This is a genomic window from Bythopirellula sp., assembly GCF_041737835.1.
In the GTDB taxonomy this organism is placed as follows: Bacteria; Planctomycetota; Planctomycetia; order Pirellulales; family Lacipirellulaceae; genus Bythopirellula.
On sequence record NZ_JBGSQY010000004.1, the window covers coordinates 166033 to 183876 of the forward strand.

Sequence of the window (17844 nt, forward strand, 5' to 3'; positions counted from 1 at the left end):
CAAGGAGTGGTCCATCGCTGGATTTTTCCCTGGCAGGCCGGCCCAGCGTGACCAATCATAGTAGTATAGTTTACGCACTACGCCAGAACCGCCCGGTCCAAAGAGCCGTATAAGAGCTTTTTGTGGGCCGAAACGGTTGTGCAGGCTGTTCCCTTGGCGGGGACTCCATGCCAAAATGAAGGGCTAAAAATCCCAGTTTCCCAGCCAACACCCCTAGACCATTTCGCCGCCGGCGACTTTTTCTTACCAGCGAGTATTGAGTCCGTGACATTCAGAGAAGAGCCTTGTCGATCCGTGCTCATGCGTGGTTTCTCTACGCTTGGCTTGTTGTTTTTGTTTGCGCTCGCGTGCGGCTTGCCCGTCGTCGAGAGTCCGTTCATTTCCACGGCCTGTGCCGAGGAAGAGGACAACCAAGACGAACAGACTGACGAAACTGAAGAAACCAAAAACGACACGGATCAAGACGCCGCCCAGGAAGAAGAGAAAGAAGAGAAGAGCGAAGACGAAAGCAAGAAGCCCGCCGCAAAAGAAACCAAAGACGAAGAAGAGTCGCCTCCTCCCAAGAAAAAGAAAAAGCAAGACGAACCGGTGAGCAAGAAGGAGCAAGAGCAAGCCGAGAAGGCTGCCGACGAAGAAGTGAGCGAATCCGACGAAGAAGCTGACCGAAAAGAAGATGAGAAGGCCGCCGCCGAAGAAGCTGCCGGCGCGGAAGTGGAGATCGACGAATCCGACGACGAAGAGGAAGAACCCGTCGAATCTGAAGAATCAAAAAACAAGCCTCCCGTTGTCGAAGACACACCAACACAACCGTCGCAGGAGACACCCCCCGTGCAAAAGCGCGTCATTGGTGCGACGGCCACGCTCATGGAAAAGCAAAGCGAGCTGCTCTTCCGTGCCCGCGTCGACTCCGGAGCGAAAAGTTGCTCGCTGCACATCGAAGATTACAAGATCGAAAACGAGTCGGACCAGATGGCCGAGAATATCGGCAAGGTCGTGCGGTTCCATATTAAGAACGGCAACGGTGAATCGCATTGGCTTGATGCCAAGATCGCCGGTTACGTGGTGGTAAAGACCGCCGCTCATCGCGAACGTCGTTACAAAGTTCCTTTGACGCTGCGTTACAAGGACTTTGAAAAGACCGTGCTCGTGACGCTTAACAACCGCGAAAAGATGGAATTTCCCCTGCTTTTGGGCCGCAATTTCTTAATGGGCGATTTCGTCGTCGACGTTGAGCAAGACAACAACGAGCTGCACACGCGGTAGTCACACGCTCTCGCCAGCGAGCCAGCCGGTGCTGAATGCCGCTTGAAAGTTGTATCCGCCGATGGGGCCGTCGAGGTCGAGGATTTCGCCCGCGAGATACAGCCCCGGCACGAGTTTGCTTTGCATCGTGCGGGAATCGACTTCCGCGAGGCTGACCCCTCCGGCCGTGACCTCGGCCTTCTTGAATCCCAACGTGCCGTTCACCGGGATCGCTTGCTGCTTGATGGCATCAACGAGTTTGTTTCTTTGAACTTTGCCGAGTTCAGCGATACGATGATCGAGCGCGATGACCGCTTGTGCTAACAGCGCATCGGCCAACCGTCTTGGCAACCACTCACCAACGAGGGCGTTGATGGGTCGTTTGCCATTGGCCGTGGCTTCTTGTGCGATTGTTTCCACGAGTTGTTCACGCGTGGTGTTCGGCAAAAAATCGCATACAGCCAACCAATCGGTCGCATCGGGCTCGGTTGTCACCGCGCGACTGACATCCATCGGCGTCGGGCCCGACAAACCAAAATGCGTAAACAGGAATGAACCCCGTCGCTCGGCTAGGGGTTTCTTCGCATCGCCACGAACGATCTGCATGCGAACGTCCGGGATCGTCACGCCGCTGAGCTCATGCACCCACGTGGCCGGCGAACGCAACGGCACAAGGGCAGGGCGGGGGGGCACGATGGAATGCCCCAACTGCTTCGCCCACACATAGCCATCACCGGTTGTGCCACTGCCGGGATACGATTGCCCACCCGTGGTGAGAATAACCTTTTCAGCTGTGATTTCGCCACGTTCGATGCGTATCAAAAAATCCCCCTCCTCAATACTCTGAGGAGGGGTTAGGGGAGGAGCATTAGCACTTTGGATACCTAAAACACTTTCGCCCAGCCGCAATTCCACCCCCGCCTGCCGTAACATCTCAAGCAAGGCATCGCGGACATCGACCGCCCGGTCACTTGCGGGAAATACTTTGCCGGTGGGCTCGATTTTGGTGGCGACTCCGGCGGCATTGAACAGGGCAACGAGCTCGTCGGGCCCCAACGCTGCTAATGCCGAGTGCAGAAACGAGCCCTGCGCGCCGAAGGCCGTCACGATCCCTCGGCGATCCGTGGCCTGGGTGATGTTGCAACGGGTCCCCCCCGACATGAGGATCTTCACACCCGCCTTGCGATTTTTTTCCAACAGCACAACGCGATCGTGTCGCAGAGCAGCCCGCGCCGCGGCAAGCATCCCCGCCGCCCCGGCACCAATCACAACGACATCAACAGTATTCATAGCAAACCGCTAATTAACGCTAATGTCACGCTGATAAATATGAATGACTTGCTGCACTGAGAATTAGCGATTATTAGCGCACATTAGCGGTGCTACTCTTTCTCTTTCGCCAAGTCGACGCAAATAATCTCCGCGTCATTCCGCACAAACAGCTTCTTGTTGGCGAACGCGGGCATGCACCACACCACCTCGCGGCCAAACGCGTTGTTCGTGGGCTCGATGATGTGCGCGCGGTCCAGCTCTTCATACTTCTCGGGCGAGAGCTTGGCGATAATCAAGTCGCCGCTGTCGTTGAACAGCCAGTAACGATCGGTCTGCCGCACGATAAACGCCGTGCCGCTGTTTTCCGGTTTTTCGCTCACCGGTTCGGACGTTTCCCACAGCCGCTCGCCACTTGGTACGGCAACGGCCATCATCTTGCCGCTTTGATCGACACCGTAGATCGTGTCGCCATCGACGATTGGCTGCACATTGATGGGCGAGATGCCGTGTTTGCGCTCGTTGCCCCAGACGATCTCCACTTCGGGTTTATCTTGCGCGAGCTTGAGCATCAGGGATTGATCGGAATAACCGCCCACATACAAGTGATCGCCCGACACAACCGGCGACATGATGATCGAGCCGTTGGTGGCGGTGTAGGGAACTGACCAATATTCCTTGCCCGTTGCAGGATCGGACGACGAAATGCCGTTGGGACGGCTGGAAATCAATTGCCGCACGCCACCCGCTTCGATGATCGTCGGGGGAGAATAACCTTGTTCCGGGGAATCGAAGTTATGCCAGATCTCGTCGCCGGTCTCCAAATCGAACGCGACCGTGTGCGTCCCTTCGCCACCCACGACACAGATCAACTTGTTGCCATCCACGAGCGGATGAGCGGCGTAGCCCCACAGGGCGGCTTTAGTCTTGTATTCCTTTACGAGATCCTTCTGCCACACGATCTTGCCCGAGTTGACGTCGAAGCAAATCAAATTTCCTTCGGCCCCCAGCGTGTAGACCTTGCCGTTATGAACCGAGGGCGTGCACCGTGGTCCGGAGGGATACGAAATCGTGTAGGTCACCGGGTATTCATGCTTCCAAAGTTCTTTGCCGGTGGCTTCGTCGAGACACATCACGCGCTCGCTGCCGGTCGATGTCTTGCGCTCGAAGTTGGCGATCTTCACATCGTCGCCGGTGACATAATCGGTGATGAACACCTTGCCATCGGCCACCGCAGGCCCGGCATATCCGCCTGCTATTTTTGTTCGCCACAAAACCTTGGGCCCACCGTCGGGGAATTTTTCGACGATTCCTTTCTCACGCCAGATGTTATCGCGCTGGGGCCCCATCCATTGCGGCCAATCGTCAGCCAACACCGGCGACACAGAAATCAACAAGCAGGCAAATATCAAACGGTTCATGGCACTCTTCTCCGTAAAAGTTTTGTTAGAACGTAATATTTTTGTCTCACGACATCGTAAACCCAGGCCGACTCGCGCGACTAATCAGCGCATCCGCGGCGGCATCGTCGACGAACCTTTCCGTTTCGGGATTCCATTTCAACTCGCGGCCCATCATCAACCCGATGTTGCACAAATGGCAAGCGGTCATCGTGCGATGATGCGTCTCGACGTCGGAAATCGGCTCGCCTCCCTTGGCGATGCACTCGAAGAAATTGCCCATGTGATCGCCGGGCAGCTTGCCCTTGTAAAGTTTCACCACGGCTTCATCGAGGGCCGTCTTGTCGGCTTCCGACATTTGCTCGATGGGCTTGCCGGTGAACTTCTCGCGATTGACGAAGATGCGACCTTTCGAGCCTTCGAACAAAATGCCGTTGGGGAACGACGTGCCATCGGGACGGGAATAAACGTCGTTGACGCTAATCAACGCTCCGTTGGCATAGTTGAGATCGATGCTGAATTTCGTCGCGGTGTTGAAGCCGTTGGGGAGCGTTGCTTTGCCGTTCAGAAAGGGCGCCCAGTCAAACTTTTCGGGGACAATCTTGGTAAACTCCCCTTTGGCGACGATCGAATTCGGCCCCGTGCGATCCACGCCGAGTGCCCACTGGGCGATGTCGATGTGATGCGCTCCCCAGTCGGTCATTTTGCCCCCCGAGTATTCGTAGAACCAGCGAAACTCCTTGCGACGTTCTTCGGTGTAGTCCACTTGGGGAGCAGGGCCTACCCACATGTTCCAGTCGATGCCATCGGGCGTTGGTGTATTCTTGAACGGCCCACCAATATCGCCACCGCCAATCGCCAGATACGCCTTGACGTTGTCACCCAGCTTGCCGGATTGCACAAAGGCAATTGCCTTCAAAAACAGCAGGCCATGTTCGCTCCGCTGTTGTGTCCCCACCTGAAAGACGCGCCCCGTTTGCTTGACGGCATCGCGAATGCGAATGCCCTCTTCGATGGTGAGCGTCAACGGCTTTTCGCAATAGACGTCGCAGCCCGCGTGCAGGGCGTCGATCGCAATGGGCACATGCCAATGATCGGGCGTGCCAATCGTCACCGCGTCTGGCTTTTCTGTTTCGAGCAGCTTGCGATAGTCGCGATACTTGGTGAGCTTGCCGTCAAATTCTTTGTTGAACTCCTCGGTATGCAGATCATCAACGTCGCAGACGGCGATCATGTCGCCGAACTTAGCGGCCTTCCGCGCGATCGCCCCCCCTTGGTTGTAGCGGCCACGGCTGCCGCCCACGCCAATCGCGGCGATCTTCGGTTTGCTGTTGGCGTCTTGGCCGAAAAGGTTGGCGCCCGTCAGCAAGGGCGTGGCAAACGCGGTGCTCAACACGGCACTCTGCTGAAGAAACTGGCGACGAGACGAGTGGTTCACGAAAGAACTCCTGTGGATCCGTTGGCTGTAACGGGATGAATAGCGTTGAGGGCCGAGGGTTTGAATTTTGCCACGACTGCGATGAAAGCGACAAATTCTCCGAAATAGGCTGCACTCGAGGCGCGGCTTTTAGGGGGTTCCCTCAAAGGAGAAGGCGACTTTATGATAGGGCTATCCACAGACACTCGCAAGCGACGCACCGGGACCCGCTTGCTGTGTCGCTCGTTGATGATTCTTTTTAATCGCTTTTTTGAGGAGGCTTCCATGTTCAGCCGTAAATCCATCATTGTGATGGTCGCAATTGCCACATTTCTTACCGCTAATGAGTCCCAAGCTGGGCGTCGTCATCGTCGATCGACCCGGCAGCGTCCTTGTCCGTGCAAGTCAACAACCGCGGCTCAAACACAAACCGACTCCGCTGCACCCACACAAGCGGACGGATGGCAAACGCTTTTCGATGGCAAGTCGCTCGACGGTTGGACCGCCAGCGAGAACAAAGATTCCGTGAAACTCGTTGATGGCGAAATGGTCGTCGGCGGGGGCGAACGTAGCCATGTGTTTTACACCGGGCCGGTTGGCGATCACGACTTCAAAAACTTTCAGCTCAAACTCAAAGTGAAGGCCGAACCAAAATCGAACTCGGGAGTGTACATTCACACCAAGTACCAAGAAGAAGGCTGGCCCGAGCAAGGTTACGAAGTGCAAGTTAACAATGCGGGCGATGACCCGCGGAAGACAGGCTCGCTCTATGGCGTGATCGACGTGAAGGAATCACCGGCCAAAGACGACGAGTGGTTTGATTATGTGATCACTGTCGAAGGGGACCACATTACCGCCGACATCAACGGCAAGCAGGTTGTCGAATTCACCGACACGGGCGACGACATGTCGCATCTCAAGGAATTCCCTGGCCGCAAGTTGGGCAGCGGAACTATCGCCCTCCAGGCTCATGACCCGGGGAGCGTCGTCCGCTATAAGGACATCGCAATCAAACTTCTGCCGTAGAGTCATTCTGCGGCGAAGCGCAACAAGTTTTTCGCCAATCCGCCAGAATTCGCTCCGCTCGCGAGATACAATGTGGGGACTTCATTGCCGCACATTCCTGGGTGAGAGTCGATGCGCGATTGGTGTCTGTCACTGCTTGTGAATATCCTCATGAGCGGCGTGGCTTCGGCCGCGCCGCTCATTTATTCTGGCTACACGATCACGTTCAGCAAGGGCGAGTGGGCCGACTACACGCTGCCTGAAAACCAGGACGCGATTCTTCCAGATATCATCATCACCCGTACCGAGTCGATGGGGATCTTCAACATCGCCACCGAGGAGATCTTCGATTTGAATTTTAGTCCCGAGGGGACCGCATGGGCGTTTCCCTTTAACAATCCCGGCGCCACGATCAGCGCCGCCAACTGGGAATCGCTCGTCTTCGAAGATTGGCAAACCGCCAACGGCGGGCCGGGAGCGAGTGGTCCACCTGCGACCGTGGGCCAAGACGCCGCCGTGCATTTGGTGGAGCAAGATATCTATCTCGACATTCGTTTCACCGACTGGGGAATCGGCATGGAAGCGGGGGGATACTTCGCCTACGAACGCGCCGCGATCACTCCTTCAGCGGACTTTGATCGCGATGGCGATGTCGATGGCCGCGATTTTCTCATCTGGCAACGCAACGCGGGGAAGGCCAATCCACTGCAAAGCGATGGAGACGCAAACTTCGATGGTGCGATTAACACCGCTGACTTGGCCGTCTGGCAGTCTGCCTATGCCAACCCAGCAATCACCGCGATTATCGCTGTGCCGGAACCCAACGGATTGTTAGCAGCCGGCCTTGGATTGGCGGCTCTGCTCTTCGGTTGGCGGAAGTGAGTTTCACTTGGGGGACCATGTGCAAAGTGTGTTCAGCTAGCAGAATCAAAGTTTTCTACAGAGCCGTTCTGACCCCCTTTTTCCTGGCACTTCAACTTTCCGGAACAGGGTTAGCTTCGGAAGAGTGCTCTTCCGCGTCGACGGACCACGCCGAGCAAAATCGTCACAGTAGCAAGCATCACAGTTGTTGACGGTTCTGGAACCGGCACTGAGAAAATCGCTCCTACTGCATCAATGTCGGCGCCCACGGTACTACCGGAGGCGGCATCTTCGTTGACGTCGTCAATGAGTTGAACCGCGTCGAATGCAAGTTGTCCGGCCACAAAGCCACTAAAAAAGCTATCGATGTCGATCGAAGCAGTCGAACCAAAGACTTTTCCTAATTCGAAGAACCCATCGCCATTGGAGTCCATCGCAGGGTCCAAGAGGGCAAGTGTCACTGCCGTTGGACGTACAGCTACGAAAGTATCCTCAACCAGGATGCCGACTTCGAAGATATGTATATCGAAATCGGAGTTTCCACTATTTGTGAGCAGATTGTCTGTGAACGCGAGTTCCAACAAACCACCGTGCCCCAGGCTTACTGCCCCCGTAGAATTGATCGTACCACCTGGAGGATAATCGGGTACGCCCAAACTTGAATCAGGGTTCGTATAATTTGCAGCCGTTGGAGCCGGTCCACCACTAAACAACGGGTTCCACTGGATCACGCTGTCTGCAAAGCTCGATGCCCCGTTTGGAAAATCGATGCCTCCGAACACCTCTCCACGAGCTGAGGTCGGAATAATTCCGAGTATCATGACTATTAGAAAGCAAGGCGATTTTCTCATGAGACTAAACTCTCTTGGTGCCAAATCAATGAAATAGGAAACGAGTCGAAACCCGACTCTAACTTTGGGGTGGTGGCAAATCAAGAAGCTCGGGATGGTTTTGTTGAAAAATTGCCGATAAAGAAAAATCTCTAATGTAATTTGGTGGCTTGAGCTTGGGGCGATCACTCACCTGGGGCCAAGCAAGTCGCCGGATTCGGCGAGTGGCAACACCATTCCGGTGGAAGAAAAGTGGATAGGTCCACATACAATAGAATTGTCTAAGTGTACCTGCCCCCCTTTCTTCGCCGATGCGAATAGGCTGGCAAGGAGCACGGGCGACATCCAAAAGTGGAATGCAACACCGTGGCCGGCGATTGACTCGTGAGCGACATGCAACCCGTACGAATGCATGCGCAACTCATGTTCAGCTATCACATTGAATGTTTTCCACAGAGCCCGACGGTGTCCTTATCCAGCCGCATCGTGACGGGCTGTTTGAGCAACTTTGTGAAAGGATTCTTTCGTCCTTTCATTTTGGAGAAGTCGTAATTATCTCTCATCGCCTGCGCCTACGAAGGTTATTTGGGTGGCATGCCCTCTGAGGTACTCCGAAGTGGGCATGTTGGCTAGAGCTTCGACATGCCCACGAGTACGAGGGCATGCCACACAGACATTCTAATTTCAGCCTCTCAAATCTCCTGAGTCTTGTTCTTCGTTCGTTTCGGCCTTGCGCAAGACGTAATTGTACTTTTCGCCAAAAATAAGGGTAAACCTTGAAATCGTCGGGTGCTTTCCCCCGCCGCTCGATACGCTATCATCGAGGGTTCTTTGGGCATGAGCTTTTGCGGCCGCGATCCTGGGCATCGGATTCGCCACGCCGCTTCGTCAAGGACGCACCCACTGGATGGGACCTTTCGGGCAACATCTTCGAGTCTTGCGCTTACGCGCCGGTTTGGGCCTGCGAACTTTCGCCGAGCTCATCGCTGAACGTACTTCCACGGTCAGCGCCATCGAACGGGGAACCTGTGCCCCCTGGCATCGGCAAGACAAGCTCAATCGCATTGCCGACGTGCTGGGCTTGGTGGAAAGCTCCGATTATTGCCGCGATTTTTATGCCCTCGCTCGAACGATTGCGGCGCCCAACGGAACAGCCACCGCAACTGGTGGCATGCTCGGCTGGTGGTGGACGACCGACCACGCGCCGGCACTCGACATATCAGCGCTGCGTGATCTCACCGAGTTCATCGGTGCCACAAAGCATTTGGAAATCCCCAACGGAGCAGGGCCGCCAAACAAAGTACTATCCGTTCACGAAGCCGCCCGTTACCCCGCACTGACGGAGCTCGCCGCCGAGTGGCGGGTCCGCAAATTGCTCGGTCGCCGCGACACGCCACTCGCCACGGCGCCAGTCGACGTCGAAGCGGTTCTGGAAACTCAAGCCGACGCCACCATCGAAATCATTCCTGGATTGATTCCGCATTTTAGCGTGCAAGCCTGCGCCGTGATTCGCGAGGGGAAGCTCACGCTGCTCGTGGATCGCATCGTCGCCGATTCGCGGCCACTCGCTTCGTATCGGGAACTGTTGGCCCGCTGCTTTGCCCCCGCGGCATTATGGATCAGCCCGACGGAAACCGTCGGGCCCGAGTGGTTTTACCATTTGCAGCTTCACGCCGACTGGCCCCAATTGCTGCGAGATTGCGAACGCTTCGCACTTTCGATGCTTTTGCCGGCGGCCCCTGTGCTTGCTGCCGCGGAGACGGCCTACCGCGAAGTCGTGGAACAACAAGGTTGGGTCGAAACCGACATCGCCGCGCGCGCCGTGCGGAATCGTCTCGCCGAGCAATTCGCGGTTCCGCCGCTGTTGGTCCACACGCGACTCACCCGCTGGCCTTGCCATGTGTACGGCCGAATCGCGCAAGCGCTGGCCGCCGAAGAACTCACGCTGCCGCCGCTTGATTGGTTTGTCGAGGAAGAATCGCCCCGCCAGCAATTGCTGTTCGAGTAGCACGGCGCGTAATTAGACTTTGTCGCGTTGGCACCACTTGCCCACCTAACGATCAACCCGCTCATGGGTTTGGATTCAACACGCTTTGGATCTCCTCGGGGGTCATGCCGCGGTCGAGCATGTCGCGCTTCAGATCGGCTTCGATTTGCTTCTCGCGAACCGAGCACCAGGAAGCCGAGATCACGCATCCCAAGGTGACCAACACGGCGGTCACGCAGCCTATGACCGCGAGGAGGACGACGAACCGTTGCTCACCGTCCAGGTTCTCCAAAAAACCGGTTATTCCCTCAGGAGCTGATACTTGAGCAAGCACGGTGGTGAGCATGGAAATCTCGATCTGACAACGGTGCGGAAGGCTGATTCTGCCAACATACCCTGCGTTCGCTTGGCGTCCCAGTTTCTTGGCAGGGTAAGGGGACTTTCCATGGCCGAAGGCCCTAAATCTTGGTCACGCCCTACAATCGACAAATCAGACACGCTACGGCTGCCTATTTGTTGGGCGAACCCTGCCCGCGGTTGATTGACGACGCATCCTAAACCATTTACCGTAAAGGTGTTGGCGAGCGTTTTCAATTTGCTAGGTGTCGGCAGCTACTGGCAAATCCCGCCCGACGGATCGCCCTCGTTATGTGGTGAAGAGCGCTGGTCGTGGCAGTGCCTATTTGTTGGGAGCGCGTGTGGCAGATAAACCTTGGGGAGGCGTCTTTGAAGGGGGAACAGACCCCCGTGTCGAGAAGTTCACCGAAAGCGTGAGCTTCGACCGCCGACTCTACGCCCAAGACGTGCGAGGTTCGATCGCTCACGCCCGCATGTTAAGCACGGTCGGTGTGTTGACTGCCGACGAAGCTAGCAAGATCGTGGCGGGACTAGAGGAAATCGCCGCCGAGATTTCTGCTGGCACTTTCGTGTTCCGTCAGGAACTCGAAGACGTCCACATGAACATCGAGCGTTCGCTCATCGAGCGCATCGGCGACGTGGGCCGCAAGTTGCATACGGGCCGCAGCCGCAACGATCAGGTTTCGACCGACTTTCGGCTGTGGATTCGCGACTCGCTCGACCAAATCGATATGCTGCTCGTCGATCTGCAACGAGCTTTTGTCGGTCGCTGCACGCAAGACGAGGGCGTGATTCTGCCCGGCTACACCCATCTGCAGCGCGCCCAGCCCGTGTTGGCCAACCATTATTGGCTCGCCTACTGCGAAAAGTTTCAGCGGGATCGCGATCGCCTTGCCGATTGCCGTCACCGTGTGAATCAACTTCCCCTGGGGACTGCGGCCTTGGCGGGGACCACGATCCCCATCGACCGGCAACATGTCGCCGACGCACTCGGCTTTGAAGGCTTGGTGGCCAACAGCATCGACAGCTCCAGCGACCGCGATTTTGCCATCGAATTCGCATTCGCGTTGACGCTCGTCGCCGAGCATTTAAGCACCTGGGCCGAGGAGTGGATTCTCTGGTCGACCTTTGAATTCAATTTTCTACGACTTCCGCAGGCTTACTGCACCGGTTCGTCGATCATGCCGCAAAAGATTAATCCCGACGTGCTGGAGCTCACCCGGGGCAAGACGGCCCGCGTGATCGGCAATTTGCAGGCGCTGTTGGTGCTCGTGAAAAGCTTGCCGCTCGCTTACAACCGCGACCTGCAAGAAGACAAAGAACGTGTGTTCGATTCCGCCGACACGGTCAGCGCTTGCCTGGAACTGGCGGCTGCCGTCGTAACCGGGGCGGAACTCAACCGCGAGGCGATTGCGTCCCGGCTGGAGCACGGCTATCTCGATGCTACGACACTGATGGAATATCTGATTGGCCTCGGCGTCCCCCAACGCTCGGCTCACAAAATCATCGGCAAGTTGGTGGCCAAGGCGATGAAGCAGGGCGTACCGCTCGCCAAGCTTTCGCTCGCCGATTATCAGCAAGCGCACGCATCGCTTGATGAAAAAGTCTTTGATGTCCTCGGCGTCGAGAAAGCGATCGCCGCTTTTAAGAGCGTCGGCTCGACCGCGCCCGCCATGGTCGCCCAGCAAGTCGCCGCCTGGCAACACAAACTAAAACTTTAACAACCACTAACGGCGATGCATCGCATCGCCAGTCACTGCGATTCGTTGAATCGCGGCTATTGGCTGATTGAGAACAACTCCCTGATTGACCGCTCTGAATAACGACACTCCCATGAAACATTCACTCAAATACTTCTGCTTGCTTTGGCTCGCGATTCCTGCCCTGGCATTCGCTCAAGATTCTGCCGCACTGTTCGAGGAAGCGGCCCGGCGGAGCCACGCCGTCGCGGCGGTGCTCGACGCGCCCCATGAAAAACCGGCCGATGCCTTGGCGGCCGTGTTCACGTTGATCAACTTGCGCGAATACCCGGTCGCCGCGGAAATCTTTAAGCCGCTCACCGAAGCCCAGCTTTCCGCTGGCGACCAAGCCGATTTGGTGCGTCAGTTCGGAACCGCGAAGTTCCTGATGCTTTCTCGCGAAGCCTCGCAACACGGCATCGCCGGTGGCCGGGAGTTTGCCGAAGCCGCCCTGGCAGCCTCTGCAGCGGAAGCCGCCAAACCCGAGCGAATGAACACCTTGCTAACCAATTTGGCCAACGACGACAGTTCGATCCGCCAAGAAGCTCGAAATGATCTCGCCGCCACGGGTCTCCCTGCCGCTCAAGCGGCTTTGGAAGCGCTGGCCGTGTCGACCGACAACGCCGAGCGGAGCCATCTGCTCACGGCTTTGGTGGAAATGAGCCCCGTGGTCGATCCTTTGGCGATTGCAGCCCTAGCCAACGGCGCAGGACAATTCCGCCGCGATGCCGCGGAACTCGTGGGACATCTGCATTTGCTCGAAGCCGTGCCCTGGCTGGCCACGATTGTGGCGGATGATCAAAACGATGCCGACACAATCGCCGCCGCGCAAACCGCACTTACGAAAATGGGCCTGACGCTACCCAACTCGCACGATGCGCTGGCCGTGGTGCAGCGTGAACTGGAGCGCACCGACGCCGGCATCCCCACCGATTCGCTCCCCAACGAAACCGGTCTGTGGTGGTCTTATGATCCAACAACCAAAAAGTTCACCAGTGTGGAACTGATTTCCTGCGAACGACGTTCGTTGATTCACGCCCGCATCGCACAGAATTTGCTCGTACTTGCGAACGCTTCGGCGGCGGATCGGCAACTCGCCATCATTTCGTCGATTGAAGCTGCCCACATTCTCGGCCAGCAACCTTCGCCCGAAATCGCTCAACTTGCCAAGGGTTTGGCCACTGCCGATATCAACGCCGCCCTGGCTGCCGCGATCAAAACCAACCGCGTGAACGCCGCGATTGCCGCCGCGAAATTGCTCGCCGATCGAGCCGACCCCACGGCTTTGGAATCGTTGGACGGCACCTCCACGCCGCTCGCCCAGGCGGTGGCTCATCCCAACCGTGAGCTCAAATTCACCGCGCTGACGGCCATTATGAATATCAATCCCCGCAAATCCTTCCCGGGGGCCAGCTATGTTCCCGAAGCTTTGTGGCTGTTGGCCCAAGGAGCGGGTATCGAGCAAGCCGTGGTGGGGGCACCTTCGCAGGCTCATGCCAATAATTGGGCCGGAAACTTACGCGGCTTGGGTTACGATGCGATTTCCGCCACGACCGGAATTGGATTGATCCAGCAGGCCCTCGGTTCTCCGCGGCTGGGGCTCGTGCTCATCGACAGCGACATCGGCAAACCGCTTGTGCGCGAAACGCTCTACCAGCTTCGGGCTCAGCCTCGTTTAGCCCATGTGCCTGTCGCCCTCCTTACCACCAATGAAGATTTGCTGCTCGGCGAGCAACTCGCCAGAGTCGACAAGCGTTTGCTCGCCGTCTCGCGGCCCCATACGCCCGCAGCCATGAAATCGCTCGTTGACCGGCTGATCGCCCAAACCGGCGAGCCTTTGTCCACCGACGAGCGCACGCAGCAAGCCGTGCAAGCGATCGATTGGCTCGCCCAAATCTTGGATCAAGGAGTGCCATACGACGAACTGTTGCGCGATGCGGCGATCCTCGAACACACGGTCTATAACCCCGACCTGACAAAGGCCTCGCTTGCCGCCTTAGCCAACGCCGGCACCGCAGGCAGCCAACGCACGCTCGTGGATTTTGCGAGCCTTGCGGCGCAACCCATGCCACTCCGCCAATTGGCCGCTGATTCGTTCGCTCGTAGCCGCTCACGATTTGGAGTCTTGCTGACCGCCGCCGAGATCGCCCAGCAATACGACCGCTATAACGCCAGCGAAACCGCAAGCGTTGAGACCCAAAATGTCCTCGGTGAAATTTTAGATGCGTTGGAAAACAAGCTGCCTACTAAAAACTAACCGCAAAGGCACAAAGAACACGAAGTGCATAGACGCCTAAGAAACAACGTATCAGAAGCCTAACAACGACTTAGTGTCCTTCGTGCCTTAGTGGTTGCATTTTTTGAATTCCATGAACTCTCCGCGAAATAGCCTCGAACCGAATGGAGCGCCGAATCCGCTACGCGGAATCATCGGTTCCGGTCCGGCTATGGCGGAAGTCTATCGCGTCACCAAGCAGGTGGCCCAATCTCAGGCTTCGGTGTTGTTGTTGGGTGAAACGGGCACCGGCAAAGAGCTTATCGCCCACGCCATTCACGAGCTCAGCAATCGCCGCGAACGGGCGTTTGTCCGCGTCAACTGCGGCGCGTTAAGCGAAAGCCTGCTCGAGAGCGAGCTATTCGGGCACGTCCGCGGCGCTTTCACGGGGGCCATCGATAACCGCACGGGGCGTTTCGAAGCGGCACACAAGGGGTCGATTTTCCTCGACGAAATCAACTCCACGACCCCCCATCTGCAAGTGAAATTGCTCCGCGTGCTGCAAGAACGCGAGTTTGAGCGCGTCGGCGACACGAAGACACTTCAAGTCGACTGTCGAGTGATCGCCGCCAGCAACCGCGATTTGTTGACGCTCGCCTCGGAAGGCACGTTTCGAGAGGATTTGTATTATCGGCTCAACGTCGTGCCGATTTATTTGCCCCCGCTGCGCGAACGCCCCGAGGATATTCCCGAACTCGTCACGCATTTCCTCAACATCTACAATGAAAAGAACGATCGCTACGTGGTGCACATCGACCCCAAGGCGCTCGATGCGATGCAGCGTTACGAGTGGCCAGGGAACGTCCGCGAGTTGCAAAACATTGTCGAGGGTGCTGTCGTCATGGCCCACGGAGATGAGCTCACTCTCGATTTGTTGCCTTCGATTGTCGTCACGGGAAGGTCACCTCGCGGACTTGGCAATCGGCCCATGGATTTTGGGTCGCTGGCCGAGGAACTCGTACAAGTGGGACTCAACGGAGCAGGGGATACCGCGGTCGATTTGCACAGCAAGATCGTCGATCACGTCGAGCGGGAAGTCATTTCCCAGGTAATGACCAACTGCGACAACGTGCAGATTAAAGCGGCGGCTCGCCTGGGAATCAATCGCAACACGCTCCACAAAAAACTCAAACAGTACGGCCTGGAAGGGGACGAGTGATACACGCTACCAGCAGCGTGGCTAACTATTTAGCCGCGGAACTTGTTCCGTGATTTCTTGCCACGTAACGCCCATGGACTCCGGCATCAACATCGTCTGTTTCGCGGCCAGCTATGCGGTGGCCTTGGTGCTGGAAATGTTCGGACTTTGGCGACCGCTTAAATCAGGCCGCATCGCTGAGATCACCGCCGCGGGGGCGGGGCTCGTGGCCCACACGTGGTATCTGGGCGTGCGTGTCTCTCACCAACCCGCCGCTCCGCTTTCCAGCCAGCAAGAATGGTTTCTCTTGGCCGCCTGGCTGCTCGCCGCGGTTTATGTAGCGGCCCGTTTGTACTATCCGCAGAAATCGCTGGGATTGTTTTTGCTGCCGGGGGTACTCGGGCTGATCGGTGCGGCCACGCTTGCTTCATCGCAACCGCTCGCCGCTTATGCCGCCCCACGGGTGTGGGGAGTGGTCCACGGCGTCTTCTTGATGCTGGGTACGATCGCCGTGCTGGTGGGATTCTTCGCCGGATTGATGTACCTCATCCAAAGCTATCGCCTCAAACAAAAGCGGCCCGCCTCGGCCGGGTTTCGGCTCCCGAGCTTGGAATGGCTCGCGCGAACCAACAGCCGCTCACTCGGCGCGGCGACGGTCTTCGTCCTTGGCGGATTTCTTACGGGAGTACTCACGCAACTTGCCCAAGACGATTCGCACAGGCTCTCGTGGACCAATCCGGTCGTGCTGAGCCTGACATTGATGACCGCTTGGCTGCTGGTGGCCGAAACCTTCCGCATGATCTATCCCGCTGCGCGGCAGGGCCGGAAAGTCGCGTTTCTCACCCTCGCGGCGTTCGGATTCTTGCTCTTGGTGTTTGCCTCGGTCATGTGGGGCGACAGTTTCCATCAAGAAAAAGCCACGCGAGCCGGGGCGTCCCCGCCCCCGATTGAAACCGTGTCATTCGGAGATTCGCCATGAAGCTCCGCATGATTGGCTGCACCTATCACGACGCCGACCTGAGCGTTCGCCAGAGAATCGCCTTCGATGAATCCCAAATCGAACGTGCGTTACGCCAATGGCAGCAGCAACTCCCTGGCACGGAACTGGCGATCCTCTCGACGTGCAATCGGGTGGAACTCTATGCGGCCGGAACGAACGAGCCGCCCGAACTGGAACAACTCGTCACAGCCTTGGCCGGTTTTCACAATCTGTCGGCCAGCGATTTGGCGGGCAAACTGACGACACTCTCCGATCAACAAGTGGCCGAGCATTTGTTCCGCGTCTCCGCCAGTCTCGATAGCATGGTCGTGGGTGAACCACAAATCCTGTCGCAAGTGAAACAGGCTTACCAATGGGCCAAGCTCACCGGTTCGGCCGGATCCCAACTGCACGAACTTTTTCAGGCCGCTCTGCGGACCGCCAAGCGGGTGACCGGCGAAACATCACTCCACCGCCATCGCGTGAGCATCGCCAGTGTGGCCATTTCGGAACTCGCCACCTGTGTGTTTGAAACCTTCAACGGCAAGCACGTCCTAGTGACCGGGGCGGGCAAGATGGCCGACGAAACCTTGCGTTACTTGCGCGAGGTGGGCAAAGCCAAGATACACGTCGTGAATCGCAATCCCGAGCGGGGCCAACAACTGGCCACAAAATGGCAGGGAACATTCCACCCTTGGGACGATCTGTGGAATCAACTCGCTCAAGCCGATTTGGCGATCAGCACGACGGCCGCCACCGAGCCGATTGTGACCGCGAAGCAATTCGCGGAAAAAGTCGTGCCCCGTCGGCACCAACGACCGCTAGTGATTTTGGATCTCGCCGTGCCGCGCGATTTTGAAGCGGCCATCAACGACGAACTGGGGGTCTATCTTTACTCGATCGATGACTTAGACTTGGCCTGCCAGCGGAATCGTGCCGCGCGTGCCGCTGAACTTCCCGCCGCCGAGGCCATCGTGGTCGAAGAAACTAACCGCTTTATCGCCGAAACGCATCTGCGTTCGACCGCTCCCGTGATCACGGGACTGCGAAAGGGGTTGCATCAGCCCAAGGAAGCCGAGCTCGAGCGCTTGTTCAACAAGCTCCCTGAACTCGACGATCGCAGCCGCAACGAGATCCGCCAGTTTGCCGATCGACTGGTCAACAAGCTGCTGCATCCTCCGTTGGAGTCTTTGCGCGACGCTTCGCAGAACGGCACGCATCACGGCTTGCTGGACGCCTTGCGGCGTCTGTTCAAGATCGAAGAGTAATATCCCAATTGGGCCAATAAAAAACGCCCTGGCAAGCAATGCTGGGCGTTGTCGGTTTCTCAGTTTCTCAAAGATTG

14 protein-coding genes are annotated in these 17844 nt (G+C 57.2%); 9 read left to right on the forward strand and 5 right to left on the reverse strand.

Annotated features, from left to right (window positions below):
* Positions 1-300 precede the first annotated feature (300 nt).
* Positions 301-1263 carry a putative ATP-dependent zinc protease gene (locus AC6T8Q_RS02170; protein WP_500677529.1) on the forward strand — a complete coding sequence of 321 codons (963 nt, stop codon included), beginning with the start codon at positions 301-303 and terminating at the stop codon, positions 1261-1263.
* Here the strand turns inward: AC6T8Q_RS02170 and AC6T8Q_RS02175 are convergent, their stop codons facing one another.
* The 3 genes from AC6T8Q_RS02175 to AC6T8Q_RS02185 form a co-directional block, all read right to left on the reverse strand.
* A complete protein-coding gene (locus AC6T8Q_RS02175) occupies positions 1264-2532 on the reverse strand; it encodes a BaiN/RdsA family NAD(P)/FAD-dependent oxidoreductase (RefSeq protein ID WP_500677530.1) in 1269 nt (422 codons plus the stop codon).
* Between the two features lie 92 nt (positions 2533-2624).
* Positions 2625-3932 (reverse strand): PQQ-binding-like beta-propeller repeat protein, encoded by a 1308-nt coding sequence (locus AC6T8Q_RS02180; protein ID WP_500677531.1) that lies wholly within the window; start codon positions 3930-3932, stop codon positions 2625-2627.
* A 46-nt stretch (positions 3933-3978) separates the two neighbouring features.
* Positions 3979-5349 carry a Gfo/Idh/MocA family protein gene (locus AC6T8Q_RS02185; protein WP_500677532.1) on the reverse strand — a complete coding sequence of 457 codons (1371 nt, stop codon included), beginning with the start codon at positions 5347-5349 and terminating at the stop codon, positions 3979-3981.
* Positions 5350-5613: 264 nt separating this feature from the next.
* Here AC6T8Q_RS02185 and AC6T8Q_RS02190 point away from each other — a divergent pair, with 264 nt between their 5' ends.
* Together AC6T8Q_RS02190 and AC6T8Q_RS02195 are read left to right on the forward strand one after the other, a co-directional pair.
* The gene (locus AC6T8Q_RS02190) at positions 5614-6354 is read left to right on the forward strand and encodes a 3-keto-disaccharide hydrolase (protein ID WP_500677533.1); all 741 of its coding nucleotides are present in this window, start codon (positions 5614-5616) and stop codon (positions 6352-6354) included.
* 111 nt (positions 6355-6465) lie between these two features.
* Complete coding sequence (locus AC6T8Q_RS02195) at positions 6466-7215, forward strand: PEP-CTERM sorting domain-containing protein (RefSeq protein ID WP_500677534.1); 750 nt, start codon at positions 6466-6468, stop codon at positions 7213-7215.
* 110 nt (positions 7216-7325) lie between these two features.
* Here the strand turns inward: AC6T8Q_RS02195 and AC6T8Q_RS02200 are convergent, their stop codons facing one another.
* Positions 7326-8045: a PEP-CTERM sorting domain-containing protein gene (locus AC6T8Q_RS02200; RefSeq protein ID WP_500677535.1), complete on the reverse strand. Its 720-nt coding sequence runs from the start codon at positions 8043-8045 to the stop codon at positions 7326-7328.
* An 886-nt stretch (positions 8046-8931) separates the two neighbouring features.
* On the opposite strand from AC6T8Q_RS02200, the gene AC6T8Q_RS02205 reads away from it, so the two are divergent.
* On the forward strand, positions 8932-10032 hold the full coding sequence (locus tag AC6T8Q_RS02205) for a helix-turn-helix domain-containing protein (protein WP_500677536.1): 1101 nt from the start codon (positions 8932-8934) through the stop codon (positions 10030-10032).
* Positions 10033-10093: 61 nt separating this feature from the next.
* On the opposite strand, the gene AC6T8Q_RS02210 is transcribed toward AC6T8Q_RS02205, so the two are convergent.
* Positions 10094-10357, reverse strand: a complete 264-nt coding sequence (locus AC6T8Q_RS02210; RefSeq protein ID WP_500677537.1) for a hypothetical protein — start codon at positions 10355-10357, stop codon at positions 10094-10096.
* A 352-nt stretch (positions 10358-10709) separates the two neighbouring features.
* Here AC6T8Q_RS02210 and argH point away from each other — a divergent pair, with 352 nt between their 5' ends.
* From argH to hemA, 5 genes are all read left to right on the forward strand, one after another.
* Positions 10710-12089: an argininosuccinate lyase gene (gene argH / locus AC6T8Q_RS02215; RefSeq protein ID WP_500677538.1), complete on the forward strand. Its 1380-nt coding sequence runs from the start codon at positions 10710-10712 to the stop codon at positions 12087-12089.
* Positions 12090-12201: 112 nt separating this feature from the next.
* Positions 12202-14364 (forward strand): hypothetical protein, encoded by a 2163-nt coding sequence (locus tag AC6T8Q_RS02220; RefSeq protein WP_500677539.1) that lies wholly within the window; start codon positions 12202-12204, stop codon positions 14362-14364.
* Between the two features lie 190 nt (positions 14365-14554).
* Complete coding sequence (locus AC6T8Q_RS02225) at positions 14555-15541, forward strand: sigma-54 interaction domain-containing protein (protein ID WP_500677640.1); 987 nt, start codon at positions 14555-14557, stop codon at positions 15539-15541.
* Positions 15542-15590: 49 nt separating this feature from the next.
* The gene (locus AC6T8Q_RS02230; RefSeq protein ID WP_500677540.1) at positions 15591-16499 is read left to right on the forward strand and encodes a hypothetical protein; all 909 of its coding nucleotides are present in this window, start codon (positions 15591-15593) and stop codon (positions 16497-16499) included.
* On the forward strand, positions 16496-17767 hold the full coding sequence (hemA, locus tag AC6T8Q_RS02235) for a glutamyl-tRNA reductase (RefSeq protein ID WP_500677541.1): 1272 nt from the start codon (positions 16496-16498) through the stop codon (positions 17765-17767). Before AC6T8Q_RS02230 ends, hemA begins: the two co-directional genes overlap by 4 nt.
* The last annotated feature ends 77 nt before the right edge of the window (positions 17768-17844 follow it).

Coding starts and splice junctions, on each gene's coding strand:
- AC6T8Q_RS02170 (WP_500677529.1), top strand. CDS start 301: ATGCGTGGTTTCTCTACGCTTGGCTTGTTGTTTTTGTTTGCGCTCGCG.
- AC6T8Q_RS02175 (WP_500677530.1), bottom strand. CDS start 2,532: ATGAATACTGTTGATGTCGTTGTGATTGGTGCCGGGGCGGCGGGGATG.
- AC6T8Q_RS02180 (WP_500677531.1), bottom strand. CDS start 3,932: ATGAACCGTTTGATATTTGCCTGCTTGTTGATTTCTGTGTCGCCGGTG.
- AC6T8Q_RS02190 (WP_500677533.1), top strand. CDS start 5,614: ATGTTCAGCCGTAAATCCATCATTGTGATGGTCGCAATTGCCACATTT.
- AC6T8Q_RS02195 (WP_500677534.1), top strand. CDS start 6,466: ATGCGCGATTGGTGTCTGTCACTGCTTGTGAATATCCTCATGAGCGGC.
- AC6T8Q_RS02200 (WP_500677535.1), bottom strand. CDS start 8,045: ATGAGAAAATCGCCTTGCTTTCTAATAGTCATGATACTCGGAATTATT.
- AC6T8Q_RS02205 (WP_500677536.1), top strand. CDS start 8,932: ATGGGACCTTTCGGGCAACATCTTCGAGTCTTGCGCTTACGCGCCGGT.
- AC6T8Q_RS02210 (WP_500677537.1), bottom strand. CDS start 10,357: ATGCTCACCACCGTGCTTGCTCAAGTATCAGCTCCTGAGGGAATAACC.
- AC6T8Q_RS02220 (WP_500677539.1), top strand. CDS start 12,202: ATGAAACATTCACTCAAATACTTCTGCTTGCTTTGGCTCGCGATTCCT.
- AC6T8Q_RS02225 (WP_500677640.1), top strand. CDS start 14,555: ATGGCGGAAGTCTATCGCGTCACCAAGCAGGTGGCCCAATCTCAGGCT.
- hemA (WP_500677541.1), top strand. CDS start 16,496: ATGAAGCTCCGCATGATTGGCTGCACCTATCACGACGCCGACCTGAGC.